The 24,535-nt window shown below is 35.9% G+C and carries 27 protein-coding genes; 14 read left to right on the forward strand and 13 right to left on the reverse strand.

Annotated elements, in window-relative coordinates; translation table 11 throughout:
* The first annotated feature begins 112 nt into the window (after window positions 1-112).
* The 7 genes from C1634_RS07410 to guaA all read left to right on the forward strand — a co-directional run bounded on the left by C1634_RS07410 (window position 113) and on the right by guaA (window position 8,067).
* Window positions 113-841: a pirin family protein gene (locus tag C1634_RS07410; RefSeq protein WP_103231790.1), complete on the forward strand. Its 729-nt coding sequence runs from the start codon at window positions 113-115 to the stop codon at window positions 839-841.
* Between the two features lie 37 nt (window positions 842-878).
* The gene (locus tag C1634_RS07415; protein ID WP_103231789.1) at window positions 879-1,430 is read left to right on the forward strand and encodes an NADPH-dependent FMN reductase; all 552 of its coding nucleotides are present in this window, start codon (window positions 879-881) and stop codon (window positions 1,428-1,430) included.
* 282 nt (window positions 1,431-1,712) lie between these two features.
* Window positions 1,713-2,705, forward strand: a complete 993-nt coding sequence (gene purM / locus C1634_RS07420; RefSeq protein WP_103231788.1) for a phosphoribosylformylglycinamidine cyclo-ligase — start codon at window positions 1,713-1,715, stop codon at window positions 2,703-2,705.
* 142 nt (window positions 2,706-2,847) lie between these two features.
* Entirely contained in the window at window positions 2,848-3,411 is a 564-nt protein-coding gene (purN, locus tag C1634_RS07425) for a phosphoribosylglycinamide formyltransferase (protein WP_103231787.1), read from the forward strand.
* 141 nt (window positions 3,412-3,552) lie between these two features.
* On the forward strand, window positions 3,553-5,070 hold the full coding sequence (gene purH / locus C1634_RS07430) for a bifunctional phosphoribosylaminoimidazolecarboxamide formyltransferase/IMP cyclohydrolase (RefSeq protein ID WP_103231786.1): 1,518 nt from the start codon (window positions 3,553-3,555) through the stop codon (window positions 5,068-5,070).
* A gap of 90 nt (window positions 5,071-5,160) precedes the next feature.
* A complete protein-coding gene (gene purD, locus C1634_RS07435; RefSeq protein WP_103231785.1) occupies window positions 5,161-6,399 on the forward strand; it encodes a phosphoribosylamine--glycine ligase in 1,239 nt (412 codons plus the stop codon).
* 138 nt (window positions 6,400-6,537) lie between these two features.
* Window positions 6,538-8,067, forward strand: coding sequence for a glutamine-hydrolyzing GMP synthase (guaA, locus tag C1634_RS07440; RefSeq protein ID WP_103231784.1), 1,530 nt, complete (start codon window positions 6,538-6,540; stop codon window positions 8,065-8,067).
* Between the two features lie 52 nt (window positions 8,068-8,119).
* Here guaA and C1634_RS07445 read toward each other — a convergent pair whose 3' ends face one another.
* The 3 genes from C1634_RS07445 to C1634_RS07460 form a co-directional block, all read right to left on the reverse strand.
* Window positions 8,120-8,422 carry a hypothetical protein gene (locus tag C1634_RS07445; protein ID WP_103231783.1) on the reverse strand — a complete coding sequence of 101 codons (303 nt, stop codon included), beginning with the start codon at window positions 8,420-8,422 and terminating at the stop codon, window positions 8,120-8,122.
* 202 nt (window positions 8,423-8,624) lie between these two features.
* Complete coding sequence (locus C1634_RS07450) at window positions 8,625-9,371, reverse strand: hypothetical protein (protein ID WP_103231782.1); 747 nt, start codon at window positions 9,369-9,371, stop codon at window positions 8,625-8,627.
* A gap of 333 nt (window positions 9,372-9,704) precedes the next feature.
* Entirely contained in the window at window positions 9,705-10,358 is a 654-nt protein-coding gene (locus tag C1634_RS07460; protein WP_103231780.1) for a hypothetical protein, read from the reverse strand.
* Window positions 10,359-10,412: 54 nt separating this feature from the next.
* Here C1634_RS07460 and C1634_RS07465 point away from each other — a divergent pair, with 54 nt between their 5' ends.
* Entirely contained in the window at window positions 10,413-11,921 is a 1,509-nt protein-coding gene (locus C1634_RS07465) for a carbon-nitrogen hydrolase family protein (protein WP_103231779.1), read from the forward strand.
* A gap of 59 nt (window positions 11,922-11,980) precedes the next feature.
* Here C1634_RS07465 and C1634_RS07470 read toward each other — a convergent pair whose 3' ends face one another.
* Together C1634_RS07470 and C1634_RS25940 are read right to left on the reverse strand one after the other, a co-directional pair.
* Window positions 11,981-12,163 (reverse strand): hypothetical protein, encoded by a 183-nt coding sequence (locus C1634_RS07470; protein ID WP_103231778.1) that lies wholly within the window; start codon window positions 12,161-12,163, stop codon window positions 11,981-11,983.
* Window positions 12,164-12,244: 81 nt separating this feature from the next.
* Window positions 12,245-12,409: a hypothetical protein gene (locus tag C1634_RS25940; protein ID WP_165835285.1), complete on the reverse strand. Its 165-nt coding sequence runs from the start codon at window positions 12,407-12,409 to the stop codon at window positions 12,245-12,247.
* Between the two features lie 182 nt (window positions 12,410-12,591).
* On the opposite strand from C1634_RS25940, the gene C1634_RS07475 reads away from it, so the two are divergent.
* From C1634_RS07475 to C1634_RS07495, 5 genes are all read left to right on the forward strand, one after another.
* Window positions 12,592-12,801: a cold-shock protein gene (locus tag C1634_RS07475; RefSeq protein WP_103231777.1), complete on the forward strand. Its 210-nt coding sequence runs from the start codon at window positions 12,592-12,594 to the stop codon at window positions 12,799-12,801.
* Window positions 12,802-12,839: 38 nt separating this feature from the next.
* Window positions 12,840-13,046 carry a cold-shock protein gene (locus C1634_RS07480; RefSeq protein ID WP_103231776.1) on the forward strand — a complete coding sequence of 69 codons (207 nt, stop codon included), beginning with the start codon at window positions 12,840-12,842 and terminating at the stop codon, window positions 13,044-13,046.
* A gap of 118 nt (window positions 13,047-13,164) precedes the next feature.
* Window positions 13,165-14,814 (forward strand): ABC1 kinase family protein, encoded by a 1,650-nt coding sequence (locus C1634_RS07485; protein WP_103231775.1) that lies wholly within the window; start codon window positions 13,165-13,167, stop codon window positions 14,812-14,814.
* Window positions 14,815-14,877: 63 nt separating this feature from the next.
* Complete coding sequence (locus C1634_RS07490; protein WP_103231774.1) at window positions 14,878-15,387, forward strand: hypothetical protein; 510 nt, start codon at window positions 14,878-14,880, stop codon at window positions 15,385-15,387.
* Between the two features lie 184 nt (window positions 15,388-15,571).
* On the forward strand, window positions 15,572-16,924 hold the full coding sequence (locus C1634_RS07495; RefSeq protein WP_103231773.1) for a DEAD/DEAH box helicase: 1,353 nt from the start codon (window positions 15,572-15,574) through the stop codon (window positions 16,922-16,924).
* Window positions 16,925-16,963: 39 nt separating this feature from the next.
* Here the strand turns inward: C1634_RS07495 and C1634_RS07500 are convergent, their stop codons facing one another.
* From C1634_RS07500 to C1634_RS07520, 5 genes are all read right to left on the reverse strand, one after another.
* Window positions 16,964-17,929 (reverse strand): tetratricopeptide repeat protein, encoded by a 966-nt coding sequence (locus tag C1634_RS07500; protein WP_109738151.1) that lies wholly within the window; start codon window positions 17,927-17,929, stop codon window positions 16,964-16,966.
* Window positions 17,930-17,939: 10 nt separating this feature from the next.
* Window positions 17,940-18,596, reverse strand: a complete 657-nt coding sequence (locus C1634_RS07505) for a GDSL-type esterase/lipase family protein (RefSeq protein WP_103231771.1) — start codon at window positions 18,594-18,596, stop codon at window positions 17,940-17,942.
* A gap of 64 nt (window positions 18,597-18,660) precedes the next feature.
* The gene (locus C1634_RS07510) at window positions 18,661-19,122 is read right to left on the reverse strand and encodes a lipocalin-like domain-containing protein (RefSeq protein WP_103231770.1); all 462 of its coding nucleotides are present in this window, start codon (window positions 19,120-19,122) and stop codon (window positions 18,661-18,663) included.
* 204 nt (window positions 19,123-19,326) lie between these two features.
* Window positions 19,327-20,490: an iron-containing alcohol dehydrogenase gene (locus C1634_RS07515; protein ID WP_103231769.1), complete on the reverse strand. Its 1,164-nt coding sequence runs from the start codon at window positions 20,488-20,490 to the stop codon at window positions 19,327-19,329.
* A gap of 156 nt (window positions 20,491-20,646) precedes the next feature.
* Entirely contained in the window at window positions 20,647-21,054 is a 408-nt protein-coding gene (locus C1634_RS07520; protein ID WP_109738152.1) for a winged helix-turn-helix transcriptional regulator, read from the reverse strand.
* Between the two features lie 99 nt (window positions 21,055-21,153).
* On the opposite strand from C1634_RS07520, the gene lpdA reads away from it, so the two are divergent.
* The gene (gene lpdA, locus C1634_RS07525) at window positions 21,154-22,554 is read left to right on the forward strand and encodes a dihydrolipoyl dehydrogenase (RefSeq protein WP_109738153.1); all 1,401 of its coding nucleotides are present in this window, start codon (window positions 21,154-21,156) and stop codon (window positions 22,552-22,554) included.
* A 252-nt stretch (window positions 22,555-22,806) separates the two neighbouring features.
* Here the strand turns inward: lpdA and C1634_RS07530 are convergent, their stop codons facing one another.
* The 3 genes from C1634_RS07530 to def are packed head-to-tail and all read right to left on the reverse strand — an operon-like array spanning window position 22,807 to window position 24,490.
* Complete coding sequence (locus tag C1634_RS07530) at window positions 22,807-23,412, reverse strand: hypothetical protein (RefSeq protein ID WP_103235423.1); 606 nt, start codon at window positions 23,410-23,412, stop codon at window positions 22,807-22,809.
* A 37-nt stretch (window positions 23,413-23,449) separates the two neighbouring features.
* Window positions 23,450-23,854: a hypothetical protein gene (locus C1634_RS07535; protein WP_103235424.1), complete on the reverse strand. Its 405-nt coding sequence runs from the start codon at window positions 23,852-23,854 to the stop codon at window positions 23,450-23,452.
* A gap of 54 nt (window positions 23,855-23,908) precedes the next feature.
* Window positions 23,909-24,490, reverse strand: a complete 582-nt coding sequence (def, locus tag C1634_RS07540; RefSeq protein WP_103235425.1) for a peptide deformylase — start codon at window positions 24,488-24,490, stop codon at window positions 23,909-23,911.
* Window positions 24,491-24,535 lie beyond the last annotated feature (45 nt).

A 24,535-nucleotide genomic window follows, 5' to 3' on the forward strand; every position in this document is an offset into this window, starting at 1 on the left:
ATCCAACTTACCTAATATTTTACCCTTTTATCTCCCCAATTTCCTTTCTTACCCTACATCAACTTTTAAAGTATCCACATACCGTACATTTGTACCATAAATAATCACAGAAATGAAAACAGTATATCATAAAGCAGATTCAAGAGGCCATGCCAACCACGGATGGCTAAATTCTTACCATACATTCAGTTTTGCCAACTATCAAAACAGAGACAGAACAAACTTTGGTGTTTTAAGAGTATTGAACGATGATACCGTTTCTCAGGGAATGGGCTTCGGAACACACCCGCACAGGGATATGGAAATTATATCCATTCCTTTGGAAGGAGATTTGGAACATAAAGATTCGATGGGAACTACAGCGGTAATCAAAAAAGGAGAAATCCAGGTGATGAGTGCCGGAACTGGTGTAATGCACAGCGAATACAATAAAAATAAAGATGAAGAGGTGAAGTTCCTGCAGATCTGGGTTTTCCCAAAAGAGCAGAATGTTGAACCAAGATATGATCAGAAAAGCATTAAAGAAGGTGAAAAGATCAACGGGTTCCAGCAGATTTTATCCCCTGATAAAAATGATGATGGAGTTTGGATTCACCAGGATGCATGGTTCAACCTGGCCAACTTTAAAAAAGGAAACGGCAAAAATTATATGCTCAACAAAAAAGGAAACGGAGTCTATGCATTTGTTTTAAAAGGAAGTGCAAAAATTGGAGACCGTGTTCTGAATGAAAGAGACGGATTGGGTATTTGGGATACGCAAAGCTTTAATATCGAAGCAGTGGAAGATACTGAAGTATTATTAATGGAAGTCCCAATGGATCTGCCATCTTATCTTAAATAAAAAACTAAATTTGTAATCTTAAAAATAAACTTCATATATGAAAATTTTAGCAATAGCAGGAAGTAACTCAGAAGCTTCAATGAACAAACAGTTGGTAGCCTATGCATCAACATTATTTGAAAATGGAGAAGTAGAGGTGATTGATTTAAATCCTTTCGAAATGCCAATCTATAAGCACGAAAGAGAAGTAGCGGGAGGTGTTCCTCAGGAAGCTCATGATTTTGCAGCAAAAATAGATGGTGCCAATGTATTATTGGTTTCTTTAGGAGAGCACAACGGAACCTATTCTACAGCATTCAAAAATGTGTTCGACTGGGTATCAAGAATCAAAAACAGAACGGTTTGGAATGAAGTACCAATGCTATTGATGTCTACATCTCCTGGAGGTAGAGGTGGAGCGGGAGTTTTGGAAGCTGCATCAAAGCGTTTCCCTTCCCATGGAGGAAATGTGGTAGAAACTTTTTCACTACCTTTCTTTAATGACAACTTTGACAAAGCAGCTCAGGAAATTTCTAATGAAGAGAAAAACAATGAGTTAAAAGAAAAAATCAAGAAGATTGCAGCCATTGAAACGATCCTTGAAAAATAGAATTTGAATATTCATTTAAAATTACTATTTTTGCAAAAAGAAAAGAGATGAAAATTCAGACCTCCTATAAACAATGTTTTTCTCATAAAGGGAAAGTTATGGGCTCTGAAATTCTGAGATAAAATAACGGCCGATAATCTGAAAAGATTGTCGGCTTTTTTGTTTTCTAAAATCGAGTATAAAAGTAATTGAAATATTAAAAGATAAGAAGACATAAGACTCCAGATGCAAGACAATTAATCATCTGAAATCTGAATCCGATATCTAAAAATCTAAGCAGACATGAGCAACACTTACAAATCAGCAGGAGTAGACAAAGAAGAAGGATACAAAACGGTTGACAAGATCAAAAAAGCGGTCGGTGAAACCCACAACTCCAATGTTCTTAATCATTTGGGAAGTTTTGGAGCTTTCTATGAGATCGGTGGATACAAAAATCCGGTTCTTGTATCAGGAACAGATGGAGTAGGAACAAAGCTGAAGGTAGCTTTAGATACCAAAAAATATGATTCTATTGGTGTTGATTGTTTCGCAATGTGTGCCAATGATATTCTTTGTCACGGAGCAAAACCTTTATTCTTCCTGGATTATCTGGCTTGTGGAAAGCTTGATTCAGAAATTGCTGCTGAGATCGTTCTGGGAATGGTAGCAGCTTGTAAGGACAACAACTGTGCATTGATTGGTGGAGAAACTGCTGAAATGCCGGGAATGTATCAGCCAGGAGATTATGATGTTGCAGGATTCTGCGTAGGAATCGTAGAAAAAGATCAGATCATTGATGGTTCTAAGATTCAGGCAGGTAACAAAATCATTGCATTGCCAAGCTCAGGATTCCATTCAAATGGATTCTCTTTAGTAAGAAAAGTATTCCCGAACTTCGAAGAAGAATTTGAAGGAAAACCTTTATATGAAACCCTTTTAGTACCTACAAGATTATACTATAAAGATATTCATAAAGTATTGGAAGAAGTGAAAGTAGAAGGAATTGCTCACATTACAGGAGGAGGTCTTTACGAAAACGTTCCAAGAATTATTCCTGCAGGACTTTGTGCTTCTATTGACGAATCAAAAATCAGAATTCCTAGCGTTATGCTTGAATTGGAAAAGAGAGGAGGAGTAGCCCGTGAGGAAATGTACGGAACATTCAATATGGGTGTAGGGATGGTAATAGTTGTAGATGCTGAACATGCTGAAAAAATATTACACCTTTTAGATGATGCTTACGAAATCGGAGAAATCACTGAAGGAGCAGAAAAAATCGATTTAAAATTTTAGAAGCTTAATCCCGCTTTCCGCTATATCTTTTTCACCAATGCTTTTTTAAAAAGCCATTTCAAAAAAGGATGCCGCTGCAATCGGGGCTAATTAAAGAAAGCCTTGTCAAGGTTCTAAACCTTGACAAGGCTGCCAAAAAAATATGAAGAACATCGTTGTACTTGTATCCGGTTCAGGAACCAATCTGCAGAGAATTATTGATACGATTGAAGCTGGAGAAATCCAGAATGCAAAAGTAAGTTTGGTAGTTGCTGACAGAGAATGTTTCGGATTGGAAAGAGCAAAGAATCACAATATAGAAAGTATACTCATTCCAAGAGGAAAGAATTTCAGCAGTGAGTTGGCAAAAGTAATCCCTGAAAATACAGATCTTATTGTATTGGCAGGATTTTTATCCATCTTAAAATCTGAATTCTGTGAAAACTGGAATCGTAAAATAATCAATATTCATCCTGCTTTGCTTCCGAAATTCGGAGGAAAAGGAATGTGGGGAATGAACGTTCACAATGCCGTTATTGAAGCCAAAGAAGTAGAGAGTGGGGCAACGGTACATTTTGTGACACCGGGCATTGATGAAGGAGAAGCTATTCTTCAGAAATCTTTTGAAGTAACCGCTGACGATACTCCTGAAACATTGGCCCAGAAAGTTCATCAGATTGAATATGAAATATTTCCAATAGCGATCAATAAGGTCCTGGGAAATTAAAAATATAACAATGTATCAGCGCAGAAGTGGATCATTGTTACATTAATACAAAGAAATCTAAGTAAAATAAAAGTAAGTTCGGAGGTGAAAGACCCGGACACAGTTTGAAATAGCTGTAAAAAGTAAAAAATTGAAAGTAAAATGAGTAAAAAGAGAGTTTTAATCAGTGTTTCTGACAAAGGTGGATTAATAGAATTCGCGCAGTTTTTGGAAGCTCAGAATTATGAGTTGATCTCTACAGGAGGAACGTTCAAACATTTGAAAGACGCTGGTTTAAATCCAATTCAGATTGATGAGGTTACCAATTTTCCTGAAATGCTGGATGGTAGAGTGAAAACTTTACATCCTAAAGTTCACGGTGGATTGTTAGCTGTTCGTAACAACGAAGAGCACATGAAAACAGTTCAGGAACACGGAATTGGTCTGATTGACATGGTGATCGTAAACCTTTACCCTTTCTTTGAAAACGTGAACAAAGACATTTCTTTACACGAGAAAGTAGAGTTTATTGATATCGGTGGTCCGTCAATGCTTCGTTCTGCAGCCAAAAATTTCGACTCTGTTACCGTAATCACTGATGTAGAAGATTATGCCGCTGTAAAAATAGAAATGGAGCAAAACGGTGATACATACATCGAAACGCGTAAAAAGCTTGCAGGAAAAGTATTCAACCTTACTTCCGCTTATGATGCTGCGATCTCCAGAATGCTTTTAGATGAAGAATATCCTACTTATCTGAATGCTTCTTACAAAAAAGTGGCTGACTTAAGATACGGAGAAAACCCTCATCAGACAGCAGCTTACTATGTTTCTACTTTCGAGAATGGAGCAATGAAAGATTTCGAACAGCTTGGAGGTAAAGAACTTTCTTTCAACAACCTTCGTGATATGGACCTTTGCTGGAAAGTGGTAACGGAATTCAAGGAAGAAATGGCTTGCTGTGCAGTAAAACACTCTACCCCTTGTGGAGTTGCTATTGGTACTTCAGCGCTGGAAACCTATCAAAAAACATTTGAATGTGATCCGGTTTCTATCTTTGGCGGAATTGTTGCAATGAACTATAAAATTGATGCTGCAACAGCTGAAGAATTAAACAAAACATTCCTTGAGATTGTAATGGCTCCTGAGTTCGATGAAGAAGCTCTTGAAGTTTTAAGAAAAAAGAAAAATCTAAGAATCATCAAAATTGTAAACCCTGTTTCTGACAAACAGACCTGGGTGAAAGTAGATGGTGGTATCTTGGTTCAGGATAACGATCTTCATTTCTCTGATGATATCAAAGTAGTGACAGAAGTACAGCCTACAGAAGAGCAGAAGAAAGCATTACTTTTCTCTCAGAGAGTGGTAAAATATGTAAAGTCAAACGCTATTGTAGTTTCTAACGGAATTCAGGCATTTGGTATCGGTGGTGGACAGGTAAACAGAATCTGGGCGACTCAGCAGGCTATCGAAAGAGCAAAAGAAAAATTCTCCGGAGATTTGGTACTGGCTTCAGATGCATTTTTCCCTTTCCGTGATGTGGTAGATTTCTGCGCTCAGGAGGGTATCAAGGCTATTATTCAGCCAGGTGGAAGTGTAAAAGATCAGGATAGTGTAGAAGCTGCAAATGAGCACGGTATCCCAATGATGTTTACAGGTGTTAGACACTTTTTCCACTAATTAAAATAGAATTAAAAAATAATTAGGGATTGTTTTTTTAGCATTCAAAATTATATATTTGTAAAATAAGACTAGATAATAATATAAAGTATGAGAATATTAATCATAGGTGAAGGCGGTAGAGAATCTGCTTTAGCGGCAAAGCTTCAGAATGACTCAAGAATTTCTAAAATGTTTTTTGCCAACGGGAATGCTACTACCGATGTAATAGGGAAAAATGTTCATTTATCAGAAATCAAAGAACTTAGAGATTTCGCTATTAAAGAAAAGGTTGATCTTACGATTGTAGGTCCTGAAGCTCCTCTTGTAGCGGGCTTAAAGGACGAGTTTAAAAAACACGATCTTAAAGTTTTCGGCCCTACCCAAAAAGTAGCAAGTCTGGAAGGAAGTAAAGCTTTCTCTAAGAAGTTTATGCAGACCTATGATATCAAAACAGCTAAAGCTGTGGTATTTGATTCATATAACGAAGCTATAGAGTATGTAAAGACACAGCAGTATCCTTTAGTTGTTAAAGCAAGCGGATTAGCTGGCGGGAAAGGTGTTGTGATCTGTGATACTCTGGAAGAAGCTGAAGCTACGATCCATGATTTCATGATCAGAAGAATTTATGGTGATGCTGGTATTCGTTTAGTTATTGAAGAATATTTACAAGGTTTTGAAGCTTCTATCATTGCTTTCTCTAACGGGGAGAAATTATTCCCATGTGTAGCAGCAAAAGATTATAAAAAAGCCGGAAACGGAGATACAGGACCTAATACAGGAGGTATGGGTTCAGTAGCACCAAGCCCGGAGTTTACTCAGGAGCATTATGCAGATTTTGAGAAAAATATCTTAGAACCTACCATTACAGGTCTTAAGGCTGAAGGTTTCGGATTTAAAGGAATCATCTTCTTCGGATTGATGGTAACGAAAAACGGAGCTTACCTTCTGGAATACAACATGAGATTCGGAGATCCTGAAACTCAGGTATTGATGGCGTTGATGGAAAACAATCTGTTGGATGTGATCCAGGACTGTATGGACGGAAAAGATATTGAACTTAAATTTAAAGACGAAAAAGCAGTTTGTCTTGTAATGTGTTCAGGAGGTTATCCAAGAAATATCGAAATAGGTTTCGAAATTACAGGAGAAGATAAGCTGAAACATAGTAAACTATTATACGCAGGAGCTATCAGCAAAGGAGACAAAGTAGTTTCCAATGGGGGTAGAGTTCTGAACATTGTAGCTACAGGAGCTACTTTTGAAGATGCCCGCAAAAAAGTTTATGAAGACGCAAGTCATGTACATTTCGATTACGGCTTCTATAGAGAAGACATCGGAAAGTTTTAATAAAAATCACGAAAAAAGATTTGGAGCTATTCCAAGTCTTTTTTTGTAAAACAGTTAATATTATATAAGATACTAGATTCCAGACTTCAGAACAAAAATCTGAAATCTGATATCTTTCAAACAAATCAATTATCAAAAATGAACAACGGTATTATTATTTTAGATTTCGGATCTCAGTACAACCAGCTTATCGGAAGAAGAATCCGTGAGATGGGGGTATACTCGGAAATCTTACCTTACAATACACCATTACAAGATATTTTAGCAAGACAGCCAAAAGGAATTATCCTTTCCGGAGGACCAAGTTCTGTAAATGCAGACAATGCCCACTTGGTTGAAAAAGAATTATACGAACAGGGAATTCCTGTGTTGGGAATCTGCTACGGAATGCAGATGACAGCTCACCTTTTAGGAGGAAAAGTAAACAAAGGAGAAAAAGGAGAATACGGAAAAGCAAATCTTGAGATCATTAAAGAAAGTTCTTTATTGAAAGGAGTTACTCAGAATTCTGTAGTTTGGATGAGCCACTTTGACGAAGTAGGAGATTTGCCTGCAGGTTTTGAATTAAATGCAAAATCAGGTGTTATTGCTTCTATCTCGAACGAAGAAAGTAAGATCTACTGTGTTCAGTTCCACCCGGAAGTTTCTCATACAGAAGAAGGAGGGAAAATGCTTGAAAATTTCGTTTTCGGAATCTGTAACTCAGAGAAAAACTGGAAACTGACCAATTATATTGAAAAGACAGTTGAGGAAATCCGTGAGAAAGTAGGAGATAACAAAGTAATCCTTGGACTTTCAGGAGGAGTAGATTCTTCTGTAGCGGCAGTTTTGATCCACAAAGCGATTGGTGACCAGTTGACTTGTATCTTCGTAGATACAGGATTATTGAGAAAGAATGAAGGAGAAAAAGTAATGGGTCAGTATGGAGAACACTTCCATATGAACATCAAAATGGTGGATGCTAAAGAAAGATTCCTTACCAAATTAGCTGGAGTAGATGATCCTGAAGCGAAGAGAAAAATTATTGGAAACGAATTTATCCATGTTTTTGATGAAGAATCTCACAAAATTGAAGGTGCTAAATTCCTTGCTCAAGGTACTATTTACCCTGACGTTATCGAAAGCCAGTCTGTAAACGGACCCTCTGCAGTAATCAAGTCTCACCACAACGTGGGAGGACTTCCTGAAGATATGGAATTCGAATTATTAGAGCCATTAAGAGAGCTTTTCAAAGACGAAGTAAGAAGAGTAGGAGAAGAATTAGGAATTCCTCACCACATGGTATACAGACACCCTTTCCCAGGTCCTGGATTAGGAATCAGAGTATTGGGAGCTGTAGATGCTGAAAAAGTGAAAATCCTTCAGGAAGCTGATGATATTTTCATCGAAGAATTATACAAAAATGACCTTTACGAAAAAGTATCTCAGGCATTTGTAGTACTACTTCCAGTAAAATCTGTAGGAGTAATGGGAGACGAGAGAACTTACGAATACACAGCTGTAGTTCGTTCTGCCAACACCATCGACTTTATGACAGCCACATGGAGCAGACTTCCTTATGAGTTCCTTGATACTGTTTCCAGCAGAATCATCAACGAAGTAAGAGGAATCAACAGAGTAGCTTACGATATCTCAAGCAAACCACCTGCAACGATTGAGTGGGAATAATTTTTGACTTGAATTTAAAATATTAATCCTGCCCGTTTGGGTGGGATTTTTGTTAAGATTGATAATCTGAGAAAATTGTAGAATAATCTTCACTGAAAAAAAACATTCTAGCCATTCCATCATATCTTGCAATGACAAACTTGATGTTTTCATGAGATTGCTGTTTTATGAGACAAAAGTCATCATGAATTTTTTGTGTTAGGTTCTTTATATCTTCAGTTCTAGCCATATCATTTCTAAATTTATACAAACTAATTAAATCATCTATTGGTAAGGGACGATCAGTAAATGAAATTTCAAATCTTTCCATTTCTGTATCATATTCCCGAATTTTTTGATAAATCAACTTTTCCATAATTTATAATATAAATGCTGTGTGTTTGAAGAAATCTATTAAAATTGTTTTAATGAAAAAACGATGAGTAAGATATTGATAGTAATTAATAGACAAGAGATCAGCTTGAATAGAATCGTGGTTACATATGGATAAAATTTCATAATTATTGTGGCTGCGTTTTTATGGGCTAAAAGTAGATACTTGGTTTCACTTAAATTGTTTATATGAATTTTAGCTTTCTGAACTGACCGTAGCTGATATAAATAAGCCACTCTCTTAGAATCTCTCTTAATTCGTAAGTGAAAATTTCATGAACTGCTACCTTCTGAGAGATATTTTCTATTGATGAATACATCTCGCTGATAGTTAAAGAAAGTTGATGATCAGAAGTTGTTGGTTCAAACGTAATCTTACTTCTTGCTTCAATGTGCAGGATGATCTTATTGAGTATATCAGGATGGGTGTTATTAAGAAAAACAGCAAGATCTCCGCTTAATTGATGTGAAGGCTGTGTGGACTTTACAACATGTATTTTTCTTTCATTTATATATTCATCGTAAAAGTCTAAATGATGTTTTTGCAAGGTTAAATTTTGGTCTTCCAGAAACAAATTACGGTGTAAATGTTTTCTCCATTCCAAAATAATTTCTTTGAAGTCTTGTGTGGGAATAATAAGGTCTGGTTCATAATCAGCATTTTTATAAAAATGATCATCTTCTTGATAAAATAGTGTACGGTCATAAGAAATTCTGGCAAGCATCATTCCTTGTGTTATATAATGGGTCTCTCCTTTATCAGGAGAATCATGAAGATTGATTAGGCTAAGTAATGATTCTGATTCATAAAAAGATCTGAATTCAGACATAAAGCCGTCTAGTACAGGTATAGCAGAAGCCATCACTTTAAATTGATTCAGATGTATCCTTCTTTTTCCAAATTGTATTTTATATTTAGCTATAATATCCATTTGAATTTTTGCTTATTTTTTTGTTAAAATTGTTTTAATGAAGTAATGATCAGTAAAATATTTAAAGCAATTAATAAGCAATATACCAGCTTGAATAGGATATGTTTATGAAAAATAGCATAATTTAAAAACACTGCTCCCATTAAATAAAAATAAACAAGACTTTTCGTTTCCTGAGGTTTGATTTCAGATACTGAAAACAGGTTTAAGTTATGTGAAAGATTGGTTGCTGAGTCTGGATAAAAAATTATTACAATAAAAATAATTGGGATACTTACAGCTAAGGTTAGTGCATAAGGCTTCATTGATCAATAAAGGTTTTAAAAAGATGTTTTAATTTGAGGAAAACAAGGGCTCAAAAGAATGATAATAGGTGTTTTCTTTCCAGTTGAATTTCATACTTATTTCGTCATTATTTAGAAAATCTCTCAACGAATAATCCTCATCCTGAAAATAAATTTCCTCGATAGAATCATCTTCTTTATATTTAAATTGAATATTAGGAATGGTTTCGTTTTGGAATTCATCATCAAATACAGAAGGGTCACCATAAAAATTTTTAAATTTATCAGTTATAAGACCTGTCATTAAATCTATTGCGCATCCGGCTAATTTTCTATTTCTATCATCAAATACAAAAATACCTTTGCCAAACAGACTGCCATTACGATAAAATATATACTCCCATTGAGCCTCTCCTTTATTGTTCTTTTCTTTATTATAATAAAATGTCCAAGGCTTGCCAAATGATCCAATATCTATGTGATTAGTAATGACTTCCGGTAATTGGTCTTCCGAAGAAAGATAGATTTCACCTCCTAATTGTTCAATTTGCTTTGTTCTATAGTTTTTTGAAAACCGCTCTATTTTTTTAAGCTCGTTAGTAGTAGAATCATAAATTAAACAGTTAAATTCTGAAAGCCTATGAAGTTGTTCTTTTGGTATTTCAATAGTATTTTCATCAGTGTATTTTATGTAAGTACCCACTTCTATTATATTTTCTTAATTATTTTTCCTTAAATTTAAGTAAAATTATATCAAATGCAAATAGAAACGAGACCCCTGACTGTTCAGGATTATGATGAATTGGTTGTGACAATGAAAAGGGCGTATCCTCAGATGTCTGAATCTATCTGGTCTAAAAAAAGTATAGAAAAACTTACGAGAATATTTCCTAAAGGTCAGATTTGTATCACCGTAGACGGGAAATTAGCTGCTGTAGCGCTGTCCATTATCGTGAATTATGACGAATTTGGGGACGACCACACCTATGTTGATATTACAGGAAATTATACATTCAATACCCATTTATCAACAGGAAATGTATTGTACGGAATAGAAGTGTTTGTTGATCCGGAATTCCGGGAGCTGCGTCTGGGAAGAAGATTGTATGATGCCAGAAAAGAATTGTGTGAGCTGCTCAATCTAAAATCAATTATTCTGGGAGGAAGAATTCCGAACTATCATAAATATAGTGATGAGCTTTCTCCAAGAGAATATATCCGAAGAGTAAGAGATAAGGAAATTTATGACCCTGTGCTGTCTTTCCAGCTTTCCAATAACTTCCTTCCTATAAAGATTCTGAAAAAATATCTTCCCGAAGATGAATCATCATTGGAAAATGCTGTTTTGCTGCAGTGGAACAATATCTATTACAGCAAAAAGCCCAATACGATGCAGGATAGTATTATCCGCTTAGGATTGGTACAATGGCAGATGAGGCATTTTAAAAATATTGATGCTTTTTATGAGCAGGTAGAGTTCTTTGTTAATGTAATGGGAGACTATAAATCAGACTTTGTTCTTTTCCCGGAACTTTTCAATACACCACTTTTAGCCCCTTTCAATAAGCTTTCAGAAAGAGACAGTATGATCGAGCTAGCTAAATTAAGTGAAGAAATAAAAAATAAAATTTCTGAACTGGCGATCAGTTATAATGTCAATATTATTTCCGGAAGCATGCCTGTTTTTGATCATGATAATAATGATTTGTATAATGTCAGCTACCTGTTGCACCGTGATGGGCGTATTGATGAATACCGAAAAATCCATATCACTCCGAACGAAAAAAAATATTACGGAATGAAAGGAGGAAACGAGATCAAAGTTTTTGATACCGACTGCGGAAAAATAGGACTTGTGATCTGCTATGACGTAGAATTTCCAGAATTACCAAGAATTCTGGCCGACCAGGGAATGAAGGTTCTTTTTGTTCCTTACCTTACAGATACGCAAAATGCCTATATCAGGGTGCGTCACTGTGCTGCTGCGAGAGCAATTGAAAATGAATGTTATGTAGCTATTGCGGGTTGTGTGGGTAACCTGCCGGGAGTAAACAATATGGATATCCAGTTCGGGCAGGCTGCGGTATTTACCCCTTCAGACTTTGCCTTTCCTTCTAATGCTGTAAAAGGAGAAGCTACTCCCAATACAGAAATGACTTTAATTGTGGATGTTGATTTAAATTTACTGAAAGACCTTCATCACAACGGTTCTGTTCAGGTGATGAATGACAGAAGGAAAGACCTCTATGAAACCTATCTTAAATAACAAAACAGAATGCGAAAGCATTCTGTTTTATTTTACCTAAAATTTAATGAAGTATTTTATTAATACTCAGGAGGAGTACCTGTACCAGGACAGATTACATCAGGACACATGAAATCTTGACATACTGGTCTTCCATCAGTAGGGCAGCAATCATAAGTACACTTTTTATTGGTAGAGATTCCGTTTCCTGAAATTCCTTTTAATTGTTCTCTTGAAAGTTTGTTGTTACGTGAATTTTTCATTTGAATATTTTTTGATTAAGTATAGTGGTATGCAATAAAAACCGATTTTTTATCACTTTTATTGTTGTTTACCGGAGTAAATTACATGTACTGAGGACATACTACCGCAGGGCAGATCAGTCTTGGGCATCTTGGTCTTCCATCCGTAGGGCAGCATTGGTTAGAGCAGTTTCCGATAATGATTCCGCTTCCTGCAATCCCTTTTAATTGTTCTCTTGAAAGTTTGTTGTTACGTAAATTTTTCATGTCTAATACTTTTGTTTTATTTGTACGCTGTAAATATATATAATTATATTAAATTTTGTCACTAATTGTTGATTTTTGTTATTATGGTTGTTATTTTATCTATAAAATACAGATTATTGGTTTGAATTTTTAACATATGCTTTAAAATCATTATATTTATTCATTAATAAAAATTAAAAACTATGCAAAAAGGAATTGTAAAATGGTATAATGTAGAAAAAGGCTACGGCTTTATCATCCCGGAAGGAAGAGAAGATGCTATTTTTTGTCACCATTCGGCTATTGCCAGCTCTTCGAAATTTTTGTCAGAAGGGCAAATTGTAGAATTTCGTATTGTACAGGGAAACAAGGGAGCACAAGCAGAAAATGTGAGAGTTGTAGATAGCAACTAAAATAAACAGAGTTCAAAATCACGAAAAATAATAAATAAATGATAGGTACAGTTAAATGGTATAACCAAACAAAAGGATATGGCTTTATTGCTCCTGATGGTGGAGGGGCAGATGTTTTTGTTCATAACTCCGCCTTAAAAGCGGCTGGATTAGTAACGTTATCCGAAGGAGAGAGAGTTTCATTTGAAATTGTTACATCAAAAACAGGGAAATTGGAAGCAAGTAATTTAAGTTTACCATCGTAAATCTTAAGGATAAACATATAAAAAACTGCTGGTATTCTGGCAGTTTTTTTTAGGCCTCATTATAAAACTGTAGTTGGGAATAGTTTTTGGAGTAAATTGCACTTACTATTGAAACACTATGTTTGACAAGCAGCAAAGAAAACTGAAAAGATCCGCAAGACTGATTTCCGTATTGAGTAAATATGGATTTAAAGACATGCTGGCAAGGATGAACGGAGGAAATAAGCAGGAAGAAGCTTCCGGTAATTCAGATGAAATTATTTCGAAAGGAACAGTATATGAAAGGATAAGACTGGCTCTTGAAGAGCTGGGACCTACCTTTGTAAAGCTTGGTCAGACATTCAGCAGCAGAGAAGATCTTTTACCTCCGGAACTGATCCAGGAGCTGCAGAAACTTCAGGACAAAGTAGAAGTGGTAGACATGAATGTCGAAGAAGCACTAGAGAGTGAATTCAATATCTCCGTGAAAGATTATTTTCTGGAAATTCAGAAAGAACCTCTGGCTACAGCCTCCATTGCACAAGTCTATAAAGCCGTTTTGAAGGATGGAAGTCCTGTTATTTTAAAACTCAGAAAACCCGATGTTCAGTCTGTTATTGAAGATGATTTGCTGCTCATCAAAGACATTGAAAAACTGATTTCTGCTTATTCGGAGATAGGAGAGAAGCTGAATATGAAACAGGCCATCTCCACTTTTGAAAGATCATTACTGGAAGAAGTTTCTTTGACAAATGAAAGAAATAATATCCTGCAGTTCCGTCTGAATTTTAAGAATAATAAAGAAACCTACGTCCCAAAAGTCTACGAAGAATTTTCCAACAACAATATTCTTTGTATGGAATTTATTGATGGGATAAAGGTGACTGATAAATCTGTTCTTCTTGCGAATGGTATTGATCCTGTAAACGTTTCTGAAGTAGGATTGAGGTTGTTTGTTTCCCAGATTTTAGACTACGGATTCTTTCATGCTGATCCTCATGCCGGAAATATTCTGGTAAAAAAAGACGGCAAAGTCGTTTTCATTGATTTTGGGGCTGTAGGAAAAATTCAGCCTAATGATAAAGAAATTCTTGAAAATCTTATTGTAAGTTTTGTCGCTAAAAATTCCCATAAAATTGTCCGTTACCTCAAGAAAATGGCGATAAGCTATGAGATTCCCGATGAGAGAAGGTTTGAAAATGATGTGGAAGACATCCTGAACTTTGTTCACAGCTCATCGTTGCAGGAGATTAATGTCCAGGTGATGATCAACAAGATGAAGAATATTTTAAAAGATAACAGGCTTTATATGCCGGATTATTTCTATCTTTTATTCAAAGGGATCAGTCTGATAGAAGGGGTTGGAAGAAATATCAATCCTGATCTGGATATTGTTAAAAGTCTTCATCCTTATACAAAGAAGATATTCACCAGAAAAATAAGTCCCAAGAATCTTTTGAAAACAGGAATGGACAGGATGATGAATTTTACGGATAATGTAGATGAAATCCCGAAAGAACTGCGTTCTGTTCTCCAAAAGCTGGATGAAAATAAATTTACCATTTCCAGTGAGATCAAAAATATTGATAAAACCAATCAGCTGATCAAATCCAGTGTGGTCAATCTTATTTTAGCCATGATTTTAGGTGCCAATATAATAGCGACAGCCATTGTTTTTTCTTCAGAATCCGGGCCGAGAATAGGGGAGCTGTCTTTGGTGGCGGTCTTAGGTTTTGTTTTTTCAGTGATTCTGGTTTTAATACTTTTGCTGAGAGTTACGAGGAAATGATGAAAAAGTTAATGCTGAAAATGGATGTATTCCGATCCCGTATTTTACAATCAAAAAATAACAATGAAAACACTTATTATAACAGCTATTACCTTATTCAGCTCATATTGTTGGGCTCAGGAAGGAAAAGAGGAGAAAGTACAGGGCGATTTTGACGGAAACGGAACCAAAGAATATGCCTATACTAAAGTCAGTGATTGTACTGATGAATGTGACGGAAAATGTGAAACCACTGTTTATTTCAGTGATAAAAAGATAAAACCGTTTACTGTTTCGCCGGCTTATGACGGAACTCTATATAACCTTGGAGACCTTAATGAGGATGGAAAAGATGAAATTGGAATCTATCCCGGATGGTGTACAAGCTGTTGGCGGGGATTTCTGGTGTATACATCAGGGAAAGCGGGCTGGAAGCTTTTAATTCCTTCTATTTCCACCCATTGTAATCAGTGGGAAGAGGACAAATTTCCCATCAAAAAAGACCCGAAAAAGAAAGGATACGTTATCGTTACCTCGAGTAAATGGGAAGATGATGACATCAAAATCAAAAGTAACAGTGTTAAGGTGAATTAGAAAATAAAGTGGCTTGTTATTGTATTGATAGTTGCGTACAAAATACAATATTGATTTATTTTATATGATCAGGAAATATTCTTGAGTTCAATTACCTGCCACCTGCTACCTAATATCTGCCCCCTATAACTAATATCTGTTGCCTCTAATTTTCAACTTCTAATTAAATACCTATCTTTGCAAAATGGAAAAACTCACTTTTGCAGATTTTGACCTGCCGGTTAAAATTCTTGATGTTTTAGCGGATTTAGAATTATTTGAGCCTACACCCATTCAGGAAAAAAGCTTGAAGCCTATTCTTTCAGGGAGAGATGTGATGGGAATTGCACAGACTGGAACCGGGAAAACATTAGCTTACCTTTTGCCCGTTCTTAAAGCCTGGAAATATAGCAAAACAGGGAATCCAACTGTTTTGGTGCTTGTTCCTACAAGAGAATTGGTAGTACAGGTAACTGAAATTCTTGAGAAACTGACAGAAAATATTACTGCAAGAGTTATTGGAATATACGGAGGGAAAAATATCAATACTCAGAAATTGTTATTCAATAATGGTTGTGATATTTTGGTTGGAACTCCGGGAAGAGTGATGGACCTTTCCATAGATAATGCTATTTCTCTGAAAGAAGTTCAGAAACTGATCATTGACGAATTTGATGAGATGCTTAACTTAGGTTTCAGACCGCAGCTTACCCATATTTTTGAAATGATGAAGGCGAAGAGACAAAATATTCTTTTCTCTGCAACCATGACAGAAGCCGTAGATGAAATGTTGGATGTGTATTTTGCAAATCCGATAGAAATTTCATTGGCAAAATCTGGAACGCCGCTTGAAAAAATAGAACAGACTGCTTATAAAGTAGAAAACTTTAATACGAAGATCAATTTACTTGAACATTTACTGAAGAACAATACAGATATGTCTAAGGTGTTGATCTTTAATAATAATAAAAAACATGCTGACCTGCTCTTTACCAAAATTGATGAGCTTTTCCCTGAGCAGTTTGATGTGATTCACTCGAACAAATCTCAGAATTACAGGCTGAAAGCGATGAAAAGTTTTGAAAATGAAGAGATCAGAGGTTTGATTACTACGGATGTAATGGCAAGAGGTCTTGATATTTCAAACATTACCCATGTGATCAACTTTGAAACGCCTGATATTCCGGAACAGTATATCCACAGAATAGGTAGAACAGGTAGAGCAGATAAAGAAGGAAAGGCAATTACTTTTGTAGCTAAAAAAGAAGAACCTTTGATTCTTGATATAGAGCTTTTGATGGATAAAGATTTGAAGTTTAATGAATTCCCGGAAGACGTTAAGATCAATCCTAAAAAGATCGCTGCTGAAGAAGATCAGGTGGTCATGAAAAATCCTGCACAGGTAAAACTGAATGACGGGGGAGGAGCTTTCCACGAGAAGAAAAGTAAAAATACAAAAGAAAACTGGGGTGGTCCTTCCAAAAGAAAGACCCCTAAGAAATTCGGGGCCAACAGAGCTCAGCAGAAAGCAATATCTAAATCTAAAAGAAAGAAATAAGATAAAAAAAACTCCCATTTTTTGGGAGTTTTTATTTTTCTAATCAAATTGGATCTTGTTGTTTTTTAAGATTTCCTTAAACTTATCTGTTTTGCCTTCCTCCTTCATACTTTTGTAGATATACCCTATCATGGTTTCTGCATCAGACCGGTAAGGAGATTTCTGCATAGTATAAATGGTGTAGGCTTTGCAGATATTATCGAGCCCCTTCTCATTATTTTTCAAATGAGTAAAATACACTTGCCCCATTCCATAATAAACCTCCGGATCGCCTGGATATGCTTTGTCAAAATCATTATATGCATCAATAGCTTTCTGGTATTCCTTCTTATAAACATACGTTATGGCAATATTCTGTAAAGGCATTTTACCTGTTGGATCAGTTGCTAAAGACTGTTTGTAAGCATGAAGAGCCTTATCATATTCTCCGACTTTTCTATAGGTGATTCCCAGGTTATCCCAGGCGTAAATGAATTTTGGATCAATTTTTACAGCCTGTTCATAGTATTGGATCGCATCCTTCCAGTTTTCCAATTTTCCTGCTTCAGCAGCTTTCTGATAGAAATCAATGGCCGTACTATTCTTTGAGAACTTGTCATAGCTGGTTTCAGTAGTTTGAGTAGCTTTTTTTACACTTCTGCAGTTTTGCATCAGATAGCGCTCAATTTCATTATAACTGTCCTTGTACTGCTGTGAATCCTTATTGGTGTTAAAAGTCAGGTTAATCTGTTTTTTTTCATTCACTTCAGGGGCTTTTTCTGACTGTTTTTCTGCGCCTTTCAAAAGAGTTGAGATCTGAAGTGCTCCCGTGTATTTGTCAATACATTCATGGACATCTTTTAGGATATCTTCCTTCTTCCGGTTAGACAGACTAATAGAATCAGCACACTTACAGGCATTGTCTGAAAGTTCCTGAAGAACTGTTTTTTCATTCGGTTTTTCCTGAGAAAATGAAAGAGAATACAGTAAAACAAAGAAAAGAGTGGTTATTGGTTTTTTTATCATGGGTTGTAGTTTATTTTAGATAAGGAGTGATCACCTTCGTCCAGATTCTGTATCCTTCCGGCTTAAAGTGAAGCATGTCTTCTACAAAAATATCTTTTCTTACATTTCCGTTAGCATCTTCCATTGCTTTTGTAACGTCAATAAACTCAGCATGAGGTTCTTTTTTCATAAAAGCAGCGATCTTTTTGTTGGCAGCTTTCATTTGTGGCCAGATCACCTCTCTGCTCGGCGAGTATTTGATTGAGATATAATCTACTTCAATAGAAGGAAATCGTTCACGTATTTTTTTATAAAAAGCTTTGTATCTGTCGACAACTACCTGCGCTTTTAACTGATGATTGTCTGCAAAATCATTTTCACCACAGTAAATAATGATCTGCTTTGGTTGATAAGGAGCTAAAAGATCATTCGCAAAATCATTAAGATCTGTAAGCCTTGATCCTCCGAATCCTCTGTTGATAATCATTTTGTCAGGGAAATAATCAGCGATGTCAGTCCATTTTGTGAATGATGAGCTTCCCAGAAATAAAATGGCATCCTTTTGTGGCGGGTTTTGCTGATCCTGTTTTTTGAATTCCTGAATGTCCTGCCAGAACATCGGTTTTTTTTCCTGAGAAAAGGCAATAGTAAAACACAGCAACAGAAATGCTGTAAGAATCTTCTTCATTATATTCAGTTTTAAATTAGATATAAAAATAATAAAAAACTCCCGATTAACGGGAGTCTATGATTTATCTTTTGTAGGTAACGTAAGGAATGTCAGGAATTTTATCTCCATTCATATCAAAGATTCCTGATTGCTGAGCAAGTTTAAGATCTTTGCCTGTCAAGACCTCCACTTTGTAGTTGATTGATGCATCATCACCAAGTTTGATTCCAATAATTTTCGAATCAGCATCGTAGGTATATCTTCCTTCAGTTTTCGGAGCTGCAGTACAATTGGCACCTTCTCCCGTATACGCTGTGTAGCTTACATAATAATCTGTTCTTAAGAAAAGAGTATTTTTGGTTGCACACCCTGTTAAAGTTTCAGTATAAAGCACTGTTTTATTATCTTTTCCGGAAATTACTTCCCTTTTAACTTCCTTCCAATCTCCCTTCATGATATCCATTTCGTATGCATCAAGATTGTCATCTTTACAAGAAGTAAGCGCTAGGGCAGAAAAGGCAAATAAAAGTAGCTGTTTTTTCATTTTCACAAATTTAAGAATATGCTAAAATATAAATAAATTTGAAATATCTATAATGAAATAACGAATTTTTAAACGAATGTTTGTAAATTAAATAATTTTATAGGAGTGGCAATACAAGATGCGGGTTTCGGGTTATCTATTTTGAGTTTGAAACTTAATATAAACACTTACCCCCGAATCTCGAAATCGCGCACTCCGAAACTATTAATAACTCATCTCTACAATCTTATAAGCATCCTGCGGAGTCAGTTTTTTATACTCTCCAAGACCTACCCAGTTTCTTTCTGTAAAGGCTTTTTCAACCTTTTCAGCCGTTCCGTTAAAGTCTTCTGTATATTCAGAAAGTTTGGTTTTAATATGAAGACTGTGGAAGAATTCTTCCATTTTTTTGATTCCCAGTTCTGCTTTTTCTTCTACAGTTCCGTCCTTTATTCCCCAAACTCTCTCAGCATATTGTGCCAGTTTTCCTTTTTTATCTTCAAAATTGTAACGGTAGTGCGATGGAGCAATGATCGCCAGGGTTCTCGCATGATCAATGCCGAAATAGGCGGTCAGTTCGTGACCCATTGCGTGTACTGCCCAGTCTGTGATTACTCCTTTCTGGATCAGTCCGTTCAGAGCCATTGTACAGCACCACATAAAGTTTCCGGCAGCATCGTAATTGAAGTCATCGGCCAACACTTTAGGAGCTGTTTCCTGAAGACTGATCAGAATGCTTTCTGCAATTCTTTCCTGAAGGTCGGCAGAAGAAGGAGCCGTCATATATTGCTCTAATACGTGAGTGTACGCATCTGTAATTCCGTTAACGATTTGGTTTTTTGGAATTGATCTGATAACTTCCGGATCCAACACAGAAAATTGTGGGAAAAGTCCAGGACCTCCTGAAGATAGTTTTTCATTGGTTTCTCTCCTTGAGATTACATATCCTGAATTCATTTCAGAACCTGTTGCAGGAAGCGTCAGAATACTTCCAAAAGGCATTCCCTGCCCTTCAAATGTTCTTACCGGCATTTTCAGAATATCCCATGGCTCACCATCATAATGGGCTGCTGCAGAGATAAACTTGGTTCCGTCAATCACAGATCCGCCACCTACAGCAAGAAGGTAAGTGATATTTTTTTCTTTAATAAAGCTAAGAGCATTGATTAAGACTTCGTATTCTGGATTGGCAGGAACTCCGCCAAACTCATATACTTCATGATCTTTCAAAGCCTCTTTTACCTGGTCGTATACCCCATTATTTTTGATGCTTCCACCACCGTAAATCATTAATATTCTTGCATCCTTAGGAATTTCTTTGGAAATTTTAGCGATTTCGCCTTTCCCGAAAAGTATTTTTGTAGGATTTTTAAACTCGAAATTAAGCATTGTTCTAAATTTATTTTAGTCAAATTTACGGAATGAAAAAGGAAAACTGAGTTAATGAAATTTTAAAATTGCTATTATTAAATTTTATGAAAACTATTACCGTTAGCTGTTTAGAAGTATTGGTAATATTTCTTTTTATATGCTTTCACAAGTTCATTAAACTTCAGGAGAAAGATAGGCTTTTGCTCTTTTTATAAAATCTTCCTTATCCCTTTTTATGTCTTCCAGAAGCTTTTTCCGGTCATCAGGAATAGTAAGGTATTGATCGCCCCAAAGATTGATCTCCACAATTACAGGAATAAGGTCGATTCCTTTTTGAGTCAGGAAATACAGAATTTTCAATTTGCTGTCCGGATGGTCTTTCTTATCAATAATGCCATTGTCCAATAGATTCTGAAGCTTGGAAGCCAGGATGTTGGTGGCAATTTTTTCGTCTGCTTTAAGAAAATCACCATAGGTACATTCCTTTTTCAGCATAAGATCTCTTATGATGAGCAGGGACCATTTGTCACCCCACATTTCCAGTGAACAGCTGATCGGACAGGTGGATCTTTTTTTACTCATTTTGTTAATGTTAAAATAATACTTGCAAAATAAAAGTGTTTTTATTAATTTTACTTTTATTTTGCAAGTAAATTTAATCATAAAAAATTAATAAATCAAATGGATCATTATGACATTGCCGTAATAGGCTCAGGACCCGGAGGATATGTAGCAGCCTTAAGAAGTGCACAGCTGGGATATAAAACAGTGATTATAGAAAAGTATGATACCTTGGGGGGAACATGTACCAATGTAGGATGTATTCCAACCAAAGCTTTGCTGGACAGTACCCATCACTATGCAGATGCACAGCACAAGTTCAATGACCACGGGATTAAACTGGATACTATAAAACTCGATTTCTCACAAATGTACGGGAGAAAGACAGATGTAGTCTCAAAGAATACCGGAGGTCTCGACTTTTTAATGAATAAAAATAAAATTACAAGGCTGACAGGAACAGCAGGATTTGTCAATAATTCTACTGTGAAAATTATAAACGGATCTGAAGTAAAAGAGATTACTGCACAGCATTATATTATTGCGACAGGTTCAAAACCTTCAAGTATTCCGGGGGTAGATATTGATAAAAAAAGAATCATCACTTCCACGGAGGCATTGTCCTTACAAGAAAAACCGCAATCCATGGTGATTATTGGAGGAGGAGTAATCGGGGTAGAAATGGCTTCTATTTTCAGCCGTATCGGAACGAAAGTGACCATTTTAGAATATGCAGACCATCTGATTGCTGCGATGGATCATGAACTGGGAAAAAATCTCCAGAAAATTCTTAAAAAGGAAGGAATTGATATTCGTCTTAATCAGGCTGTTTATAAAACGGAGAATACAGGTTCTGCTGCCAAAGTGTTTTTTAAAGATAAAAATGGAGTAGAAGGAGCGCTGGAAGCAGACTATATTTTGGTGGCGGTAGGAAGAAGTCCTTATGTAAAAGGTCTCGGTCTTGAAAACACAGATGTACAGATTGATGAGAGAGGATTTATTAAAGTGAATGAAAATAATCAGACATCAGCTTCCAATATCTATGCTATCGGAGATGTTATTGGAGGAGCAATGCTGGCTCACAAAGCTGAAGAAGAAGGAGTTTTTGTAGCAGAAACCATTAACGGACAAAAACGCCATATTCATTACAACCGAATTCCTTCTGTGGTGTATACCTGGCCGGAAGTAGCCTCAGTAGGATATACCGAGGAATATCTGAAAAAAAATAATATAGCCTATAATGTAGGGAAATTTCCATTTTCAGCCAGTGCAAGGGCCCGGGCTTCAATGGATATGGACGGTTTTGCCAAAGTTTTGGTAGATCCGAAATATGGTGAAGTGCTGGGGGTTCATATCATTGGAGCCAGAGCTGCCGATTTGATTGCTCAAGGTGTTATTGCCCAGGAATTTGAAGTGACTGCAGAAGATATGTTCCGTATTTCCTATGCCCATCCAACCTATTCTGAAACGTTGAAAGAAGCTTACCTGATTGCTTCCGGACAAGGAGCGATTAATATATAAAAGAAGCAGTATTAAAATTAAACCATTAAGATCTGTGAAGAAGTGAAGAATAATTAAGATCCATCTCTGAAGGGAAAATAAAGCAGATCACTGAAAAATAGCTTTAGCTATTCCCTTAACTATTCTTATCAGCTTAAAAAATCTTAATGGTTTAAAATATTCGGTTATCAATTTTATCAAAGATAAAATCCTTGCGTTTTAAAGCATAGCATTTATAAATTTATTTGCGCCTTAGCATTTTCAAAAAATATACTACAAAGAAGAACAGTTCTCATCCTTTGCATAAATACCATTACTTTTCGCTTCCAGTTTTCCTGTCTTTCTATTGATTTTAACTAAAAAAGATTCTTTCACAGCCGGACAGCCCTTAGACTGCATAAGATACAAGGAAATATGACGGTCTTCAATGGTATAGGCTCCGGTAAAGCGGTTATTGGTATCTACAGAATAACCATAAGTTTTTGCCAGTAAAATAGCCTCAGGAAGATTATCTACCGTTCCGATAAAATCTCTCAACTGCTGTTCATTAGAAAAATAAACAGATCTTTCATTTCTGCACGCCAGAATATATGAAAAACAGTTGTTTCCAATGCATTTCTGGAAAAAACCTCTTTCAGGAACAGGTTCATTGATCGTCATAAAATCGGGAGCCTGACTTTCATAGATCACTGCTTTTTCATAATCAATATCATTGCTGAAAACGCGCCAGTAAGCATAGTCTTTAGCCGGTACAATAAACGGATAGAGATAATCTACGGTATCAAGAATATCAGGAATTTTTTTATAATCATCGGGAACTTTGATCTGGCTATAAAGCAGATTGGAGAATATCAGAGAAAATGTGATGATTACTTTCATAGAGAATGTGTTTCCAGTGCAAATTTAAGAAAGAGAATTATTTGAATACAATTTTATAATATCCTTTTTCATCAGTTACATCAATACCTATGCCTGTAAATGTTAATTTATTGATTTGATAGCCATCACATCCTCCTTTAAATTCTGATGATTGTATTGAAAAATCAAAAGATTTAACATTGGAAGAGAAACTATATTTTTTTGTACCATTATAGGCACCCACGTTTTCCAAAATAACCATATTGTCGGATGTTTTGGATAATTGTACACTGGTATTATTTTCTTCCTGAATCGAATAGCTTGTCAATGTCCCGTTGGCAATAAGATTTTCATCATTAGAATCTACAAACTTAAAAAGAATGGGCAGAGGTGCATTGTAACAATCTTTTTCACATGAGATGAACAGAAGTGCTATGAGTAAAAAAGTAAATATTTTTTTCATGGATTATGGATGGTGTGAAAAGTAAAATTAGTTATTAATATTTTGTGATCAAAATTATAAAAACTTCATCGGATATCCCACAGCAATATTCCCACAGACAATTTTTTTAAGCTTAGACTCCATCAATTTTTTTGTAAGAGGTTTCAGGCGGTCGGTATATAAAATTCCCTGCGTGTGATCATATTCATGCTGGATAATTCTGGCTGTTAAACCCGTAAAGACTTTAGTATGCTTTATGAAATCCTGATCCAGATATTCAATAGTAATTTTCCAGGGTCTATTTACCTTTTGAGAAAGTCCGGGAATACTCAGGCATCCTTCGTAATCTTCCCAGGTTTCTTCGGAAGTGTGGATGATTTTTGCATTAATAAAAGTTTCTTTTATGCCTTTGTCATTTTTCTCAAAGTACAGGATTCGGTCTTCCGAATCAAAATTTTCAAAAGCCACTTGACTGTCAGCAATGAAAAGCTGTAAAGGTTTTCCGATTTGAGAAGAGGACAGACCGCAGCCATTGGCGTTTTCCATCGTATCCCACATGTCGGCGATCAATGTCTGTAGGTCAGGAGTATTTTCTTCAATCTGCAGGCATTTCTGCTTTAAAATGCGGTTTCCATAGGCGAGAATAGATAAATTCATTGTCATATTTTTCAGCAAAGTTCAGCAGAAGAGAAAGGATATACA

It is taken from the genome of Chryseobacterium viscerum, from assembly GCF_002899945.2.
GTDB classification, from domain to species: domain Bacteria; phylum Bacteroidota; class Bacteroidia; order Flavobacteriales; family Weeksellaceae; genus Chryseobacterium; species Chryseobacterium viscerum.